Source organism: Bradyrhizobium iriomotense, from assembly GCF_018130765.1.
Lineage (GTDB): Bacteria > Pseudomonadota > Alphaproteobacteria > Rhizobiales > Xanthobacteraceae > Bradyrhizobium > Bradyrhizobium iriomotense_A.
In genome coordinates, this window is the sequence record NZ_JAFCJZ010000003.1 from 79476 (window position 1) to 95265 (window position 15790).

Annotated in this window: 19 protein-coding genes; 8 read left to right on the forward strand and 11 right to left on the reverse strand. The window is 63.5% G+C overall.

The genetic code is table 11. The features are described from left to right. Window positions 1-32: 32 nt before the first annotated feature. Window positions 33-800 (forward strand): LamB/YcsF family protein, encoded by a 768-nt coding sequence (locus JQ635_RS06555; RefSeq protein WP_211409057.1) that lies wholly within the window; start codon window positions 33-35, stop codon window positions 798-800. Here the strand turns inward: JQ635_RS06555 and JQ635_RS06560 are convergent. Genes JQ635_RS06560 through JQ635_RS06585 form a run of 6 tightly spaced genes read right to left on the reverse strand, consistent with a single transcriptional unit; the run spans window position 793 to window position 5461 of the window. Continuing rightward, window positions 793-1218, reverse strand: a complete 426-nt coding sequence (locus tag JQ635_RS06560) for an acetyl-CoA carboxylase biotin carboxyl carrier protein (protein ID WP_211409058.1) — start codon at window positions 1216-1218, stop codon at window positions 793-795. The genes JQ635_RS06555 and JQ635_RS06560 overlap by 8 nt on opposite strands. Continuing rightward, window positions 1203-2186: a biotin-dependent carboxyltransferase family protein gene (locus JQ635_RS06565; protein ID WP_211409059.1), complete on the reverse strand. Its 984-nt coding sequence runs from the start codon at window positions 2184-2186 to the stop codon at window positions 1203-1205. Before JQ635_RS06565 ends, JQ635_RS06560 begins: the two co-directional genes overlap by 16 nt. Continuing rightward, window positions 2183-2845, reverse strand: coding sequence for a 5-oxoprolinase subunit PxpB (gene pxpB, locus JQ635_RS06570; RefSeq protein ID WP_211409060.1), 663 nt, complete (start codon window positions 2843-2845; stop codon window positions 2183-2185). The genes JQ635_RS06565 and pxpB overlap by 4 nt, the downstream gene beginning before the upstream one ends. Further along, window positions 2842-4197: an acetyl-CoA carboxylase biotin carboxylase subunit gene (accC, locus tag JQ635_RS06575; RefSeq protein ID WP_211409061.1), complete on the reverse strand. Its 1356-nt coding sequence runs from the start codon at window positions 4195-4197 to the stop codon at window positions 2842-2844. The genes pxpB and accC overlap by 4 nt, the downstream gene beginning before the upstream one ends. Continuing rightward, the gene (locus tag JQ635_RS39330; protein WP_211409062.1) at window positions 4197-4706 is read right to left on the reverse strand and encodes an acetyl-CoA carboxylase biotin carboxyl carrier protein; all 510 of its coding nucleotides are present in this window, start codon (window positions 4704-4706) and stop codon (window positions 4197-4199) included. The genes accC and JQ635_RS39330 overlap by 1 nt, the downstream gene beginning before the upstream one ends. Further along, on the reverse strand, window positions 4703-5461 hold the full coding sequence (locus tag JQ635_RS06585; protein WP_211409063.1) for an SDR family oxidoreductase: 759 nt from the start codon (window positions 5459-5461) through the stop codon (window positions 4703-4705). Before JQ635_RS06585 ends, JQ635_RS39330 begins: the two co-directional genes overlap by 4 nt. A 186-nt stretch (window positions 5462-5647) precedes the next feature. On the opposite strand from JQ635_RS06585, the gene JQ635_RS06590 reads away from it, so the two are divergent. The 3 genes from JQ635_RS06590 to JQ635_RS06600 all read left to right on the forward strand — a co-directional run bounded on the left by JQ635_RS06590 (window position 5648) and on the right by JQ635_RS06600 (window position 8428). Next, on the forward strand, window positions 5648-6634 hold the full coding sequence (locus tag JQ635_RS06590) for a LysR substrate-binding domain-containing protein (RefSeq protein WP_211409064.1): 987 nt from the start codon (window positions 5648-5650) through the stop codon (window positions 6632-6634). Window positions 6635-6730: 96 nt separating this feature from the next. Then, the gene (locus tag JQ635_RS06595) at window positions 6731-7402 is read left to right on the forward strand and encodes a 4-carboxy-4-hydroxy-2-oxoadipate aldolase/oxaloacetate decarboxylase (RefSeq protein WP_211409065.1); all 672 of its coding nucleotides are present in this window, start codon (window positions 6731-6733) and stop codon (window positions 7400-7402) included. Between the two features lie 39 nt (window positions 7403-7441). Next, the gene (locus tag JQ635_RS06600; RefSeq protein ID WP_211409066.1) at window positions 7442-8428 is read left to right on the forward strand and encodes a peptidyl-alpha-hydroxyglycine alpha-amidating lyase family protein; all 987 of its coding nucleotides are present in this window, start codon (window positions 7442-7444) and stop codon (window positions 8426-8428) included. A 475-nt stretch (window positions 8429-8903) separates the two neighbouring features. Here JQ635_RS06600 and JQ635_RS06605 read toward each other — a convergent pair whose 3' ends face one another. After that, window positions 8904-9578: a hypothetical protein gene (locus JQ635_RS06605; RefSeq protein ID WP_211409067.1), complete on the reverse strand. Its 675-nt coding sequence runs from the start codon at window positions 9576-9578 to the stop codon at window positions 8904-8906. Between the two features lie 156 nt (window positions 9579-9734). Here JQ635_RS06605 and JQ635_RS06610 point away from each other — a divergent pair, with 156 nt between their 5' ends. Both JQ635_RS06610 and JQ635_RS06615 read left to right on the forward strand, forming a co-directional pair. After that, entirely contained in the window at window positions 9735-10199 is a 465-nt protein-coding gene (locus tag JQ635_RS06610; RefSeq protein ID WP_211409068.1) for a hypothetical protein, read from the forward strand. Further along, window positions 10196-10615 (forward strand): lysozyme inhibitor LprI family protein, encoded by a 420-nt coding sequence (locus JQ635_RS06615; protein WP_211409069.1) that lies wholly within the window; start codon window positions 10196-10198, stop codon window positions 10613-10615. Before JQ635_RS06610 ends, JQ635_RS06615 begins: the two co-directional genes overlap by 4 nt. A 30-nt stretch (window positions 10616-10645) precedes the next feature. On the opposite strand, the gene JQ635_RS06620 is transcribed toward JQ635_RS06615, so the two are convergent. The 4 genes from JQ635_RS06620 to JQ635_RS06635 form a co-directional block, all read right to left on the reverse strand. Then, on the reverse strand, window positions 10646-11050 hold the full coding sequence (locus tag JQ635_RS06620; RefSeq protein WP_211409070.1) for a hypothetical protein: 405 nt from the start codon (window positions 11048-11050) through the stop codon (window positions 10646-10648). A gap of 237 nt (window positions 11051-11287) precedes the next feature. Beyond that, entirely contained in the window at window positions 11288-12067 is a 780-nt protein-coding gene (locus JQ635_RS06625) for a LytR/AlgR family response regulator transcription factor (protein ID WP_211409071.1), read from the reverse strand. Then, window positions 12064-13239, reverse strand: coding sequence for a sensor histidine kinase (locus JQ635_RS06630; RefSeq protein ID WP_246583346.1), 1176 nt, complete (start codon window positions 13237-13239; stop codon window positions 12064-12066). The genes JQ635_RS06625 and JQ635_RS06630 overlap by 4 nt, the downstream gene beginning before the upstream one ends. Window positions 13240-13323: 84 nt before the next feature. Then, window positions 13324-14412, reverse strand: coding sequence for a sensor histidine kinase (locus JQ635_RS06635; protein ID WP_211409072.1), 1089 nt, complete (start codon window positions 14410-14412; stop codon window positions 13324-13326). A gap of 59 nt (window positions 14413-14471) precedes the next feature. On the opposite strand from JQ635_RS06635, the gene JQ635_RS38930 reads away from it, so the two are divergent. Then, window positions 14472-15086, forward strand: a complete 615-nt coding sequence (locus JQ635_RS38930; protein ID WP_246583347.1) for a helix-turn-helix transcriptional regulator — start codon at window positions 14472-14474, stop codon at window positions 15084-15086. Window positions 15087-15271: 185 nt separating this feature from the next. After that, the gene (locus JQ635_RS06645) at window positions 15272-15781 is read left to right on the forward strand and encodes a hypothetical protein (RefSeq protein WP_211409073.1); all 510 of its coding nucleotides are present in this window, start codon (window positions 15272-15274) and stop codon (window positions 15779-15781) included. Window positions 15782-15790: the final 9 nt, after the last annotated feature.

Genomic DNA, 15790 nt, shown 5'->3' on the forward strand with positions numbered 1-15790 from the left:
GACGTCAACAATAACAAGAGCAGGGTACGAACATGAAAATCGGCATCAATTCGGACATGGGCGAAGGTTTCGGCAACTATCGCATCTGCGACGACGAGGCGCTGATGGGCATCGTCTCGTCGGCCAACGTGGCGTGCGGTTTCCACGCCGGAGATCCCATCATCATGGATCGCATGGTGCGCCTGGCGAAGCAGAAGGGGGTCGAGGTCGGCGCCCATCCGGGCCTGCCCGACCTTCTCGGATTTGGCCGCCGCGTGATCCAGATGGACGCCGCCGAGCTCGAGAAGCACATGGTTTATCAGATCGGCGCCTTGCAGGCGATCGCGGCCAATGCAGGCCATCGTGTGACCCATGTCAGCTTCCACGCCGCTATGGGCAACATGGTCAATGCCGACCCCGACATGGCCGATGTCGTGGCCCGTGCGATTGCGACTATCAATCGCGATTTCATCGTGTTCTCGCAGCCTGATGCCGAGATCGTGCGCGCCGCGCGCAAGGTGGGCCTTCGCATCCTCACGCTGTTCCTGGCTGACCGCGCCTATGACGAGCACGGCCACCTGGTGTCCCGCAAGCTTCCCAACTCCGTCATCACCTCGACCGAGGCGGTGGCCGAGCGGGTCAAGCGCTTCCTCGACAGCGGAACGGTGCAGACCATCGAGGGCAAGTCGATCAAGGTCGACGCGCGATCGATCCTGATCCACAGCGACACGCCCGGATCGGTCAATCTCGCTGCCACCGTGCGGCGCGTGATCGAGCAGGGCGGCGGCGAAGTCACGCCGGCAACAGTGCTGCTCAACTGAGCGGGCGGATGCGCACAATTGGTGTGCCGTAGCCGACCGTTGCGCCGGTCTCCGCGATCACGGCATCGACGGTGCCGGCGGCCGGCGCCACGATGGGCGCATACAAGAGCCCGATCTTGACGAGGCCTACGGTCGTGCCGGCCTCGATGCGCTGGCCCTGTGCGACGAACGGCTGGTCCCGCCAGGGATGAGCGGCAAGGAAATGCCCTGCGACGTCGGCTTTGGCGATGACGGAATGGTCTATGGCAGGCGCGGCAGGCGCGGCGGGCGCGGCGGGCGCGGCAGACGCAGCCATTCGCGGGCCCGTGTCGACGACGAGTTTCAGGGACTGGCCGGGTTCCTCGATTTCGATCGTGTCGACGCCGGACTTTTCGAGGATCTGCGCCAGACGTGCGATATCGGTCAGCTTGATCGGCATATTCTGGTCTCCTCGACAAGGCGCACATTGGTCCTGAGCCGATCGAGATAGGCCGACATCTCGGCCTCGGCTGCCAACGCGTCGGTATAAGCAGTTTGCTCGAACCGCAGCCTGCTGCCAAGCCGCGCCTGCCCGACGCGCCACAGATCGGCGCCGATCACGGTTGCGATCTTCGGGTAGCCGCCGGACGTCTGCGCGTCGCGCATCTGGATGATCGGCTGTCCGTTCGGCGGAATCTGGATGACGCCGGGGACGATGCCGTGTGAGCGCTTCTCGATCGGCGCCTTCGGCTTCACGGCGGGGCCCTGCAGGCGGTAGCCGTAACGGTTGCTCTGCGGCGTGATCTTCCAGCTGCTGGACCAGAACAGCGCCTGCGTGGCGGCGTCGAACCCGTCATACTCGCCGGCAATCACGACCCTGACGATGGTCTCGTCCGCGGCGGTGTTCGGCCGCGCCAGCGTGATCTCGGCCGGCTCGACACCGAGCTCGCCGATGGTCGCGGTGGATGCCGCACAGGGCAGGATGTCGCCCACCTGGAGCGGCCGCCCGTGCCAGCCGCCGAACTCGCCGCGAAACTGCGTGCTGCGCGAGCCCAGCACCATGGGCACGTCGATACCACCGCCAACGGTCAGATAGAGTCGTGCGCCGCGGGGCATTGCCTTGATGGTCAAGACATCGCCGGTACGGGCGCGCGACCGCCACCATGGCGGGATCACGCGTCCCGAGATCTCGGCCTCGACATCGGCGCCCGTGAGCGCAAAGGCCATGTTGCGGTCGAAACGAAGCTTGAACGGCAGCATCGGGATTTCGATGCCGGCGGCGTTCTCGTCGTTGCCGAGAAGGATGTTGCCGGCGCGCAGGGCGACATCGTCCATCGCACCGGACGTGCCGACCCCGAAGCGATACTGGTCGAAGCGGCCGAGATCCTGGACGCTGGCGGGCCCTGTGACTGACAGGATCTCGATCACCGGATCACCCGTTCGATCACGAACCGGATCGTATCGCCCGGAGTCAGCGCGGCAGGTGTCGGCCAGGACGAATCGAAGAAGGTCCAGCTCGTGTGCCCGATGGCGTGCCAGCCACTGGGCCCGGGCGATGCGGAGACACCGGTCTGCGATCCGCCGATGGACACCGAGCCGCCCGCGGAGCGTTGCAGCGGCGTCTGCCGCCGCGGCATGGTGATGCGCGGGTCCATGCCGCCGAGATAGCAATAGCCGGGATGGCTGCCGAGCGCGAACACCGTGTAGAGCGGGGCGGCGTGGATCGAGACCACGTCGTCGGCGGACAGGCCGCAATGATCGGCGACGGACTGAAGCGACGATCCGATCTCGCCGCCATAGGTGACGGGCAGCCTGATCTCGCGGCCGCCGATTGCGAGGCCTTCCGCCGCGTCCCAGCCGTCGTTGAGCGCGGCGATCAGGGCGTCCAGCTCGCGCGGAGGGGTCTCGAAGGTCAGCATCATGTTGGTGATGCCGGGAATGGCCTCGCGGATGTCAGGCCATTTCGATGCAGTGGCCGCCAGCGCCCAGATGCGCCGCTGGTGCGGCAGGTCGAATGCGCCGGGCGCCTCGAACAGAAGGGCCGATGTCCCGAGCAGGCTGATCCGCGGCCGGTCCGGCGTCGTCATGGCGCGGCTACCTTCGCATTCATCCAGTGCTCGAGATGGTGGATGTCGTAGCCGCCACGGCAGAATGCGGGATCGGCGAGGATCGCCTGATGCAACGGCACGTTGGTCCGGATGCCTTCGGCGCGCAGCTCGGACAAGGCGACACGCGCACGCGCCATTGCTTCCTCGCGGGTGCTGCCATGGGCGATCAGCTTGCCGATCAGCGAGTCATAGTGCCGGGGAACGGTGGCGCCGGCGGTGATATGCGAATCGACGCGGATACCGATGCCGCCGGGAACATCCCAGCACGTCACCGTGCCGGGCGAGGGCGCGAAAGTGGCGGGGTCTTCGGCATTGATGCGGAATTCAATGGCATGGCCGATACGCGCGATGTCGCCTTGCGCGATGCCCAGCGGCTCGCCTTGCGCGATCCGGATCTGCGCCTTGACGATGTCGATGCCCGTCGTCATCTCGGTGACGGGATGCTCCACTTGGACGCGCGTGTTCATCTCGATGAAGAAGAACTGCCCGTCCTCGTAGAGGAATTCGAAGGTGCCGGCGCCGCGATAGCCGATCCGCCGGCAGGCCTCGACGCAGCTTGCGCCCACCCGCTCGATCAGCGCGCGGTCGATGCCAGGCGCGGGAGCTTCCTCGACAACCTTCTGGTTCCTGCGCTGGAGCGAGCAGTCGCGGTCGCCGAGCCAGAGATGGTTGTCGTGCTGGTCGCACAGCACCTGGATCTCGATATGGCGCGGTTTTTCGAGGAATTTCTCGATATAGACCGCAGCGTTCTTGAAGGCCTTGCTTGCTTCCGCGCGGGTCAGCGCAAGCGCCTCGTCCAGCGCGCCTTCGCTGCGCACGATCCGCATGCCACGCCCGCCGCCGCCGCCGGCGGCCTTGACGATGACGGGATATCCGATGCCTCGCGCGATCGCGCGCACCTCGGCCGGATCGTCCGGCAGGGCGCTGTCCGGCCCGGGCACGCAAGGCACGCCCGCCATCCGCATCGCGCGCTTGGCCGCGACCTTGTCGCCCATGGTCCGGATACAATCGGCCGGCGGGCTGATGAAGGTGAGACCGGCGCGCGCGACCCGATCGGCGAACTCCGCACTCTCCGAGAGGAAGCCGTAACCCGGGTGGATCGCCTGGGCGCCGCTGACCTCGGCCGCGAGCAGGATCGCCGCAACGTTGAGATAGGTGCTGCTTGCCGGCGCCGGCCCGATGCAGAGCGCCTCGTCGGCGAGTGCGACATAGCGGGCGTCGCGGTCCGCTTCCGAGTGAATGACGACCGTCTTGAGACCCATCGCCCGACAGGCGCGCTGGATGCGAAGCGCGATCTCGCCGCGATTGGCGATCAGGACCTTGTCGAACATCAGGATGAACCCGCAGGACCGATCCGGAACAGGGCTTGACCCGCCGCGATCTCCTCACCGTTCTCCGCGAGGACCGCGAGCACGACGCCGGGCGCCTCGGCGGCGATATCGATGAAGGTCTTCATCGCTTCGATGATGCAGATCTTCTGCCCGGCCTCGATCCGCGCGCCGACCTCGACCAGCGGCGGCTCGTCTGGCGCCGCGGCCCGGTAGAAGATGCCATGCATCGGCGCGGGCACGACAATGTCGGCGGCAGCCTCGGGAGCAGGATTTTCCTGGTGATGGTGAGCAGGGGCCTCGACCTCGACCCGGTTCGCAGGCTGTGCCGGGACCCCAGACGCGCCTGCAGACGCGCGCTTGAGGATGCGGATGCGGGTGCCGTCCTGCGTGAGGTCCAGCTCCGCGATGGAGGAGCGCGTAACGAGATCGACGAGTTGTTCGATTTTAGAGAGGTCCACAGTCACGTTCCGCGTTGACGGCCTGTCGAGTTCGGGGCGTTCATGCGTCACTCCGCAGGCGGCCGGCTCTTCTGTGCAAAATTGAGGCCGCCGACGACCTGCTGGGTCGGCAGGACTTCCATGAAGGCGACATTCATGCGCGCCGGCGATCCAACCGCGAACGCGATCGAATTCGCGATGTCCTCGGGCTGAAGCGAATCATAGTCGTCGAAGAAGCGGCGCTTGGCTTCGGCGAGATCACCCAGCAGCCGGCCGAAAACCTCGGTCTCGACCCGGGCCGGCGATATCTCGGTGACGCGAACCCTGGTCCCGTAGAGATCGACGCGCAGTTGCTGCGACAACGAGTGAATGCCCGCCTTCGTGGCGTGATACACGGTGTTGCCGCCGCCAAACGCGTAATGGCCGGCGATCGAGGAGATGTTGACGACATGGCCGCGGTCGCGGCGCGCCATGCCCGGCACGACCAGCCGCGTCAGATGCAGGACCGCGCGCAAATTGACGTCGATGAGGGCGTCGACATCCTCGGGCGTGGTGTCCAGGATATTGCCGCGCCGGGACTGGCCGGCATTGTTGACCAGGACGTCGAACTCGGCTGACTTCGCCAATGAGGCAAGCGCATCGAGGTCGCTGATGTCGACTGCGCACGGGCGGCAGCCGGTCTCTGCGGACAGGGCGCTCAGGCGAGCGGCGTCGCGGGCGACGGCGTAGACTTCGAGCCCTTCCGCACTCAGGCGGCGAACCGTCGCAGCCCCTATTCCGGAGGATGCGCCCGTCACCAGGGCCGTCCGATAGTCCGAAAATCCCATCCGCGTGGGCTCCTCTGCTACCGTCCAACCCGCTGGTGGCGTCGGCTGCAACGCGAGCGGCGGACGAGTTTAGCACTAGCTATAGGCCCCTCAGGTTCCCGGTGGTAAGAACAATTCCTTCTGATCCCATAGCTTCAGCCTATTGCTGCTGCATTGCTCCCTGACTGGATATCCGGAGACGCCGTATTGGATACGAAACGTTTGGAGGCCTTCATCAAGGTCGTGGATCTCGGAAGCATGACGAGCGCGGCGAAGGTGCTGAATGTCGCGCAGCCGGCCCTGAGCCAGCACATTGCGAGCCTGGAGGCGGATTTCAAGTGCAAGCTGCTCGACCGCAGCGCCCGCGGGGTCAAGCCCACCGAAGCCGGACGAATCCTCTACCGCTATGCCAAGTCGATCCAGCGGCAGATCGAAGAGGCGAGGCGCACCATTCTGGACAACAAGCCGGAGCTGACCGGCAACGTCACGATCGGTCTGGCCCCGCTCAGCTCGGCGGCATTGCTGGCGACCCCGCTGCTGATGCAGATCCGCGAACGCTATCCCGGCATCGTGCCCCACATCTACGACAGCTCCGGGGTCATGCTCAGCGAGATGATGCTGAAGGGGAGCATGGATATGGCCGTCCTCTACGGCGAACGCCCCGTGACCGGTCTCGATTACAAGCCGCTGATGCGCGAGTACTTCTATCTTGTCGCGCCCCGCAGCATGTATCCGGAGCAGATGCCTTCGGAGGAGGTTTCGGCGGCGGAGGTCGCGCAATTCGACCTGCTTCTTCCATATCGGGAATCCTTCCTGCGACAGACGGTCGAGCGGGTCTGCGCCGAGGTGGGACTCCGCCCGCGCATCGTCGCCGAGATCCATTCCCAATCGACCCTGTCTTCGGCGATTGCCGCCGGAGTGGGGGCGGCAGTGCTGCCGATGTCGATCGCAAGGGAGTTGCCGAACCTCGACGAACTCTGCATCCGGCGGATCAACGCGCCGTCGGCCTCGCAGCAGATGTCGCTATGCATTTCCGATAACGCTGCGTTGTCCGACGCCGCATTCGCCGTCTACAAGATCCTGCTCGAGATCATCGTCAAGACCTGGGGGCCGTTCGATGCCCAGCTCGGCTCGGCTGCCATCGCCGCGGCTGGCCCAACGTCGCCTCCGGATGGGCCGAAGGACGAGCCATAACGAAACACGATGCGGCAATCCTAAAATCTGAATTTGCCGCCCCAGGGCGGTTGGTTATGGAGGTGTAACGGAGATCGCGACCGCAAGGAGGTTACCATGGTGCATGTAATCAGGACATTCGATCGGCCCGCCGCCGAGCTTGTCGAGCGCATCAAGAAGTTTCCTCCGTCCACCCTTCACGAGGCGCAGGGGCGATCGGGCGCGCTGACCTCCCGCATCAAGCCGATCTATTCCGGGATGCGCGCCTGCGGGCCGGCACTGACGGTGAGCTGCCATCCAGCCGACAACATGATGCTGATCACGGCGATCTCGCTGGCCAAGCCGGGCGACGTGCTCGTGGTGAGCGCGGGCGATCATCCCGAGCAGGGCGGCTTCGGCGAGGTGCTGGCGACGGCCTGCGTGGCCAAGGGTATCGTCGGGCTGGTCACGGATGCCGGCGTTCGCGACGGTCTTGCGGTGCGTGACACCGGCTTCAACGTCTTCTCCTACGGCCTCTGCATGAAAGGCACCGTCAAGGAGACCCTCGGCACCATCAATCAGCCGATCGTCATCGGTGGCATTGCCGTCCGCCCCGGCGACATCGTCAGCGCCGATGACGACGGCGTCGTGATCGTGCCGAAGGAGAACATCGCCGACGTCTGCGCCAAGTCGGCGGCGCGCGAGGACAAGGAAGCCGGCGTGATGAAGGCGCTCAAGGCCGGCGGCGACATTCTCGAGCTCTCCGGCATCGGCAAGGTGCTCGAATCCAAGGGCTGCACGTTCGGCTAAGCCATCCCGCATCGCGCGCTTGCAATGATGGGAGATCAGGTGTCAGCCATTCTCGGCTCGGGGGAGCATCGCTACCGCGTCGTCGACAATTGGGCGAAGCTGCCGGATGGCTGGCAGCTCACCGATGTCGCCTCCGTCGCGGTTGACAGCAAGGATCGCATCTACGTCTTCAACCGCGGCGCCCATCCGATGGTGGTGTTCGACCGCGACGGCAATTTCCTGCGCAGTTTTGGCGAGGGGCTGTTCTCCCGCGCCCACGGCCTGCACATCGATGCCGACGACAATCTCTACTGCACCGACGACGGCGACCACACCGTGCGCAAGTGTACGACGGACGGCAAGGTCCTGCTGACGATCGGCGTCCCCGAAAAGCCCGCGCCGTTCATGAGCGGCGATCCCTTCCATCGCTGCACCCACACCGCTTTGTCGCCGAAGGGCGAGATCTACGTTTCCGACGGCTACGGCAACGCCCGCATCCACAAATTCACGCCGGACGGCAAGCTGGTCAAGAGTTGGGGCGCGCCCGGTACCGATCCCGGCCAGTTCAACATCGTGCACAATATCGTCGCTGATGCTGATGGCTGGGTCTATGTCGCCGATCGCGAGAACCATCGCGTGCAGGTGTTCGACGGCAACGGAAAATACGAGACGCAGTGGAACAATCTGCACCGGCCGTGCGCATTGTGCTGTTGCGGCGGGGCTAAGAACCCCACCTTCGTTATTGGCGAGCTCGGCCCCGCCATGCCGGTCAACCGCAAGGTGCCCAATCTCGGCCCGCGGCTGTCGATCGTGGACGCAAAGGGCAAGCGCATCGCGCGGCTCGGCGGCGAGGATGGCCCAGGTCTCGCAAGCGGCAAGTTCCTCGCGCCGCATGGCATCGCGCTGGACTCCAGAGGCGACATGTATGTTGGCGAGGTCGGCGTCACCGACTGGAAGACGAACTTCCCGGACGAGGACATGCCGGAATTGGTCCGCACCTCGCGTTGCCTGCAGAAGCTGGAGCGGGTAGCCGAGATTGCTCGCTAGGGGCTAGCCTTGACGACTGGCCGGGGCTTCCCGACGCCGGCGCCGCGTCCGGCTACAGGGTTGTCCTGTGCCGTGGATATACTGACGCTCGGTGGGGCAGGGGTTCTTGGCGCCAAGCGAACCATTTTCGATTTGCCTTGATCTTCTCCGCGGCAGTTAGCTCTCTCCGCCGTAGTTCGGCCCCTCCGCCGTCGGCGGAACCGGCAGATGGTCGGTGACGCAGAAGGCTTCCGGATCGGGCGGTGCTGACCTGGATGGCTCTGCGTTGCCGACGGGTGACGACGTCGAACCGGTATGACGCCTATCTCAATGCGACGCAGGTGGTGGTGTCGACGCCGGACGGGTTCAGCAAGGTCAGCACCCGGCCTTCCCTGCGCCCTCTTGGCTTAGAGGGCAGAGCGAGGATGCAAAGCTCGGGCGAAATCCGCCGCGAGAATGCAGAGGTGTGTCAGCAAGCATTGAACGTTTATATGGATCATTTTTTCCGTTCCCAGCGGGTATCCTCTGCGAATTCCCAGCAGTCGGCGGTCGGGTGGAATAGCAACTGGCCTTCCGGATCCGGATGCGTTCCCTTCGGAATCGGCTTGCCGTTGGCGTCCAGCGGGTTGCCGATGCCATCCCCGCCGCTCGACTGGCCGTCATAGTGGATGCGCGACCATTCGACCGAGAGGTCGTTGCTCTGGCTCTGGTTGAACTGGAGATCGAGATATTCGTCAGCGTCTCCTGCGCGGGACGGCTTCGCTGGCTTGTAGTGGTAATCCTGCATCTTGACGGGAAAGCTCGGATAGTTCGGTGCATCAAAGGTTCGCTCCGAAATCTTCTCTCCGCGTGGACCCAGCACCGCGTAGCGGACCTCCGCCGCGCTATATTTTTGGCGAACGGCCTTCGAGCTCGCGAAGGCATTGAAGAATGTCCGATAGTCCTGAGTCTTGCAGGCGTTGCTCACCATATCGAGCGAAATCCGGTCAGACTCGCTGAGGGGCTGCGTCGGAGTGGCGGTGTGCTTGGACCGCGCGGCGCTCGTGTTCTGAGCCAGTATCACAAGCCGTCCAGGTTCGCTGGAGCCGGCGTGGGAATTACCGCAGGCGCCCAGCACGCAGACCGGCAGCAGCAAGGTCAGCGCGAAGGCGCGGGCATGGGCAGGGATCACTATGGGCCACCTCGCTGGTCGGACAAATCATCAGCGCTTTCAAACTACAAGGAGGCCGCGGACGCCACTTGCGAAAGCGTACCGGTGCATCGCCTTCGTTGACGGAAGCCGGCGACGCTGGCCACAGATGGGCTGGCGGTTCAGGAGAGATGCCGGATGGGAAATGCGACGCGTCGGGCAAGTTTGGCCATTGGCTGGGCGGCCGCGACTCTGTGCCTGCCGACTCTGGCTCATGCCGGCGGACGCCTGCCGATTTCGCCCGTGACGAAGAGCTTCAAGTCGCATCGGGCATGTGTTGCGTCGCTGGAAGCGACCTATGCGGAGGATCGCAGGCAGATCGTCCCCCGAGCCATCGATGCGAACGGCAACACGCGGGAGACCAACCTTCTGACCAAGGGGATCGAGCGGCTCGGCCCCAAGACGGCGCGCTACGACGCCACGATTTGGTATCACAACGGTGGACTGCGCGCTGACCTGCCAGGGCAACAGCTCGAAACCAGCCACAGCTACAGACATCGCATCCGGCAGTGCGAGGGCAGGGTCATGACGACTTCAGGGGGCGATGGTTACACGCTCAGCACGTTCGATGCCGCCGACACGCCGGATCGCCCGAAACAATGAGGCGTCTGGCATTGGTTCTCCTGGCAATCTCATGCGGGCAATCGACCGCATTGCTGCGCGCCGAACCGGCCGCGCGGGTGGAATCCCGCTTGTCCCCGGATTTCGGCAAATGCGCCTCACGGAGCGGCGGAGAAACGGCTGCGATGCGCGACTGCGCGGCACAGGAATATGAGCGCCTGGATCGCAAGCTCAACGATGCCTGGCGCGAGACCATGTCTCGCATGGCGGGCAACGAAGCCCGGTCGCGGCTGCGGCAGCTTCAGCGCGAATGGATCAAGGTCCGTTGGGCTGAATGCGACGAACAGGTCGCGCAGTCCGGCATGGCCGGTGGAACGGGCGGTCTCCTCATCTACGACACCTGCCAGCTCGAGGTGGTCGCCCGGCGGATTTCCTGGCTTGAAGCCTACCATCCCTGACTGGCCGGAGACGGTCATCGCGCTACGACACTAGTGGTGCTCTCTGACTTGCAGGCGAGTAGCGACAATGGCCGAAGCGAACAGCACGACCGAAACGAGCGGGATGATTTCGGTGATGTGCAGGCCAAGGATGTTCCGTTCAAGACCGCCGGGGTAGGTCAGCGATCCTCCGTAGAGGCTGGAAAGGGCATGCGAGGCGAGGATGCCGCCCATCACGCAAAGACCGATGATGCTCGCCAACATGATCTGGCCGCGGCGCCAGACGAGCCAGAGGCTCAATGCGGCCAGCGCGCAGTTGGTGATGAGTTGCCAGACCTCGTGAAACCGCATGTGCGGCGTCCATTCGGGATTGAACACGTGTGTCACGCTGATCTCGAGGATCGGGATGACCGCCCCAAATATGAGCACCCCGATTGTCACAAGCATCTTCGGCATCTCGCCAAATTCCCGTTCCGTGTGCGTCCCGGCGAAATTCGACCAGGACCGACGCGGTATTGTTGGTGAATTTGCAACGGGGAGGGCAATCGCTTCCGTCGTACCGGTACACCGATCATTTCCGGCAAACCTCGCTCTAAAGCATGATCCGGAAAAGTGCGAAGCGGTTTTCCGGAAAGATCATGCGCAAACAACAACCTAAAGCGCGATGACGATTCATCCAAATCTCATCGCGCTTTAGGCCGGCCGAGCGATGCTGGCTCTTATTCCGGAGGCATAGGTTCGTCCGACGCGCACTTCGGTGCCGTCGGACAGCACGGCGATCAGGGCGGCGAAGGGGGCCGTCTTGATCCGTGCAATCGCGCTTCGGCGCACGATCGTGCTGCGGTGGATGCGCAGGAAGTCGGTCGGGTCGAGCCGGCGTTCAAGCGAAGCAAGACTTTCCTGATAGAGATAGTCGGCGTCGCGGACGTGAATTCGCACATAGTCGCGGTCAGCCTGGAAGCGGACGATGCTTTCCGGCGCGATCCGCAGATACTCCCTTTGTGACTTTACCCAAAACTCGCCGGCACGCTTGTCCCGGCTGTTCAGGGCTCGTTTGAGCGATGTGACCGTTTCCTGCAACTCCGCGATCCTGTCGCTCTGTCGGCGCGAACCGGCGGCGTTGCGCGCCCGGTCCATGGCGATGCGGAACCGGCCCGGCTCGATGGGCTTGGTGACGTAGTCGATGGCGCTGGCCTCGAAGGCACGCAGGGCGTGGTGATCGAAGGCGGTGACAAACACGACCACGGGAGGGGGATGGGGGAGGCGTTCCAGCACCTCGAAGCCCGTGCCGCCCGGCATCTGGATGTCGAGCAACAGAATGTCGGGCCGGTGTTGGTCGGCCCGCTGACAGGCCTGGGCGACGTCGCCGGCTTCGTCGATATGACTGACCCACTCCATCTTGCCGAGCAGCCGGGTCAGCCTGCGCCGCGCGAGCGGCTCGTCGTCGACGACGAGGACAGACATTCCGCTCATGCAAGTCTCCATGGCAGATCGATCGATGCGCGATAGCGCCCGGGCGCGGCCGGTCCGGAAGAGAACGATCCCTCCTCCTGGAATCTCGCCCGCAGGCGTTCGGCAACATTGCGCAAGCCAACCCCCATGCCGGCAGGTTTGACGCCTTCGTCCCGGACCGGCATGTCGTTCTCGACCGTGACGCGGAGGCGATCGGCCTCCCGGCGTGCGCGAAGCGCAATCTCCACCTTGCCGACGGTTGCACCGACGCCGTGCTTGATGGCGTTCTCGATCAGGGGCTGGAGGATGAGGCTGGGCACAAGCGCGCTCCTGACCTCCTCAGGCATGTCGATGGTGAACTCCATTCGGTCGGAAAAGCGCTCCCGCTCGATTTCCAGATATTCCTCCTGCAGAGCCAGCTCGTCGGCCAGGGGCACGTCATGCATCGGGTCGAGCGACAAGGTCGCGCGCAGGAAGGTCGAGAGTGAGAGCACCATGCGCTCGGCACGAGTGGCCGATCCCTCCTCGATCAGGCCGGCGATGGAGTTCAGCGTATTGAACAGGAAGTGCGGATTCACCTGATAGCGCAAGGCGCGCATTTGTGCCGTCAACGCTTCCTCGCGGACGACGGCAAGACTGCGTTCACGGTCGCGGACCTCGAAATTGTAGAGCAATGCCACAAATAAGCATAACCATCCGAAGAACGCGGAGCTGCCATAGGTCAGAGTGTTTCCCGCAGCGTTGAAATCAATTTCCAGAGGATCTGGATATTTTTGAATGGCATCCATCAGCAATTCGACGGAAAGGTAGACAGGAGAGGCCAGCATCGAAATCAAAAGGCACAAAAGTACCTTGTGAAGGATCGGTATGTATCTAAATCTGAGCAACAGGAACGTCATTCCGAAGGTCGTGACGGCTGCGGAGGAATTTAGGATGAACTTCTTTGGCGCCAACTGCGTCAGGTCCATGCCCGACAACTGCCAGAGTATGCTGCATGCGAGGAAATCAGCGAGCCAGTAGACGATGCACAGCCACCCGACGGCATGGCGGAGCTTGTTGGTGAAGTATGCAGCGTCTCTGGTGTCTTGCCGGTCGTTGGCGTCTGCGAGACTTTCATCATGTGAATTGGAAGAATCGACCAATCGCGATGTCACCAATTCGTAAAATGTTTCGGATTGAGACGATCTTGCCATGATGTCACTCGAACGCTTGGGTTGTCATGCCAATGGCGAGCCAAAGGACGAGATCTTTGGCAGTTCCAGGGGCGGGGGCTCCGTTCATGCAAGCCTCCAAGGCAGATTGATTGATGCGCGGTAACGTCCAGGCGCAATTGGGCCGGAAGAAAACTGTCCGTCGTTCTGGAAGCGCGCTCGCAGGCGTTCGGCCACGTTCCTGAGGCCGACGCCCATTCCGGCCAGCCGGGTTGTTGCCGTTTCGTTCGGCATATCATTTTCAATCGTCACTCGGAGACGATCGGCTTCGCGGCGCGCGCTCAGAGCGATCTCAACGCGGCCCACCGTGGCACCAACGCCGTGCTTGACGGCGTTCTCGATCAGAGGCTGGAGGATGAGGCTTGGCACGAGCGCGCCTCGCACTTCCTCGGGCATGTCGATGGTGAATGCCATCCGGTCCGAAAAGCGTTCGCGTTCTATTTCCAGATATTCCTCCTGCAAGGCCAGCTCATCCTCCAGTGGCACGTCATGCATCGGGTCGAGCGACAGGGTCGTGCGCAGGAAGGTTGAGAGTGAGAGCACCATGCGTTCGGCGCGCGTAGCGGATCCTTCCTCGATCAGTCCGGCGATGGAGTTCAGCGTATTGAAGAGGAAATGGGGGTTCACCTGATAGCGCAGTGCGCGCATCTGGGCCGCCAACGCCTCCTCGCGGACGGCCGCAAGGCGGCGCTCCCGGTCGCGGACCTCGAAATTATAGAGCAGCGCCACGAACAGACAGCTCCAGCCAAAGAGCATGGAGGCGCCCTCGATCAGGGTGTAACCGGAATAGACGGGATCGAATTTCACGGGCTTGGGGTATTGGCAGAGCATGTAGTTGAGGAAATCGATCGTGGTGAAGATCGGCGCCGCCACCGCCGTCATCACAAAGCAGAGCAGTGCTTTTCGGGTGAAGGACACGCTCCGCATTCGGAACAGCAGCATGCTCATAACGTAGGTCATGAGCGCACTTGATCCGAACATGATGAGTTTGAGTGGCGCTGACTCGACTGGATCGATGCCGATGAAGTAGCCCAGGATGCTGTCAGCGACGAACATGCAGGCCCAGTAGATCAGGCTGAGACGCAACGTCGCCCTGCGCAGGTCGGTCTTGAAATCCCGCGGGTCGTCGATTGTGGTCGCGTCCGCCCGTTCCATGGGCCTGTCCCTCCGTTCCGGATGTTCATAGCGTGCCGCTCGTCCCCCCGGAATAGCCATTGGTAGAATTGTTCAGCCATCCGCCGCCGGATTTTCGCCATCTGCAAGTTAACGGATACGACGCAACTGTGGGCAGCACTAACCTGTCCCGCATGAGTAAAATCAGGTCATCCAGAGCCTCTTTTCGAGAATATCGCAATCCGCGCCAGAGGGCTGACAGGCACGGCGCGTTGCGGGACCGACACGCGGTTGCGCCATGGCGGCTGAACGGGCTTGGTGGGAAAACAATATTGCATTTGACTATCGAGGCCGATGACATGAGCGTTCTGGGGCAGATCCGCGCGGTGCTGCCGGAAGGATGCCGGCTACAGGTCCGGTTCGCGCAAGACCTCCCTCCGGCGCATTCTCCTCATGCGCATATGGCGAGAGCGAGCCGAGCCCCGGCCGAGATTCCCGAGTTGACGACGCGACAGCGCGATATCCTTGGGCTGCTGGCGCTCGGCCTGTCGAACAAGGAAATCGGGCGCAAGCTCTCGCTGTCCCACTTCACCGTCCGCAACCATATCTCGCAGGTCATGCGTCTGCTCGACGTCTCCACCCGTCAGGAGGTGATTGCCAGGCTGGAAGGGCTGGCGTTTGATGCCCTTCCTGTCGCGGACTGCATGGCGAAGTAGAAGCGTGGTCGGCATGGAGATTCATCGCGCGGCGGCGCCGCCGTGTCAGCAGCGGGCGCGGCACCGGTACATCGTGAGCGTTCTGAGCGGGGCAACGTACCGGTGCCCCGCACGGTCTTGTCCCTGAAGCCTTCCTGAGCGACGCCAAATTCTTCGTTGCTGGAAGCGACCGTACCGGAGAGACAATGCGCCGCAGATCCTTGATAGTTCTGGCGTCAATCGCGCTGGCTTTGGCCGCGGGTTCGCTCGGGCGGTCGTCAGCGGCCTCCCAACAGGTTCGTGACACCGTTCGGTCGGAATATTTCACCGCTCGCGTGCTCAAGGTCGAGCGCGATACGGATCGCAGCAGGTCGGTCACGGTGGAGTTCGTTGCCGGCCCGCTGTCCCAGGTGGAGGCCGTATCGATCCGGTTGAATGAAGGTCATTGCACCCATCCGGCCCGTGTGACGGATGCGCTGGGGAACGGCTTCATCTCGGCTCATTGCGGCGGCGGGGTACCATACTCCGGGGAGGGTGATTTCTGGCTGGATGAGCCCGGCAGAGCACTTGTCCGTCGCTATCGCTTCGTTGGAGCGGCGAGCGGGGGCGATGGCCCCTACGATGTCGTCATCCCGGTCCTCTATTCCCTGTCGGGCGAGGAAGACCGGAAGGCGCCACAAACTGCCCAGGCGCTGTCATTCTTCGGAGTGAAATGACGGCGGTAG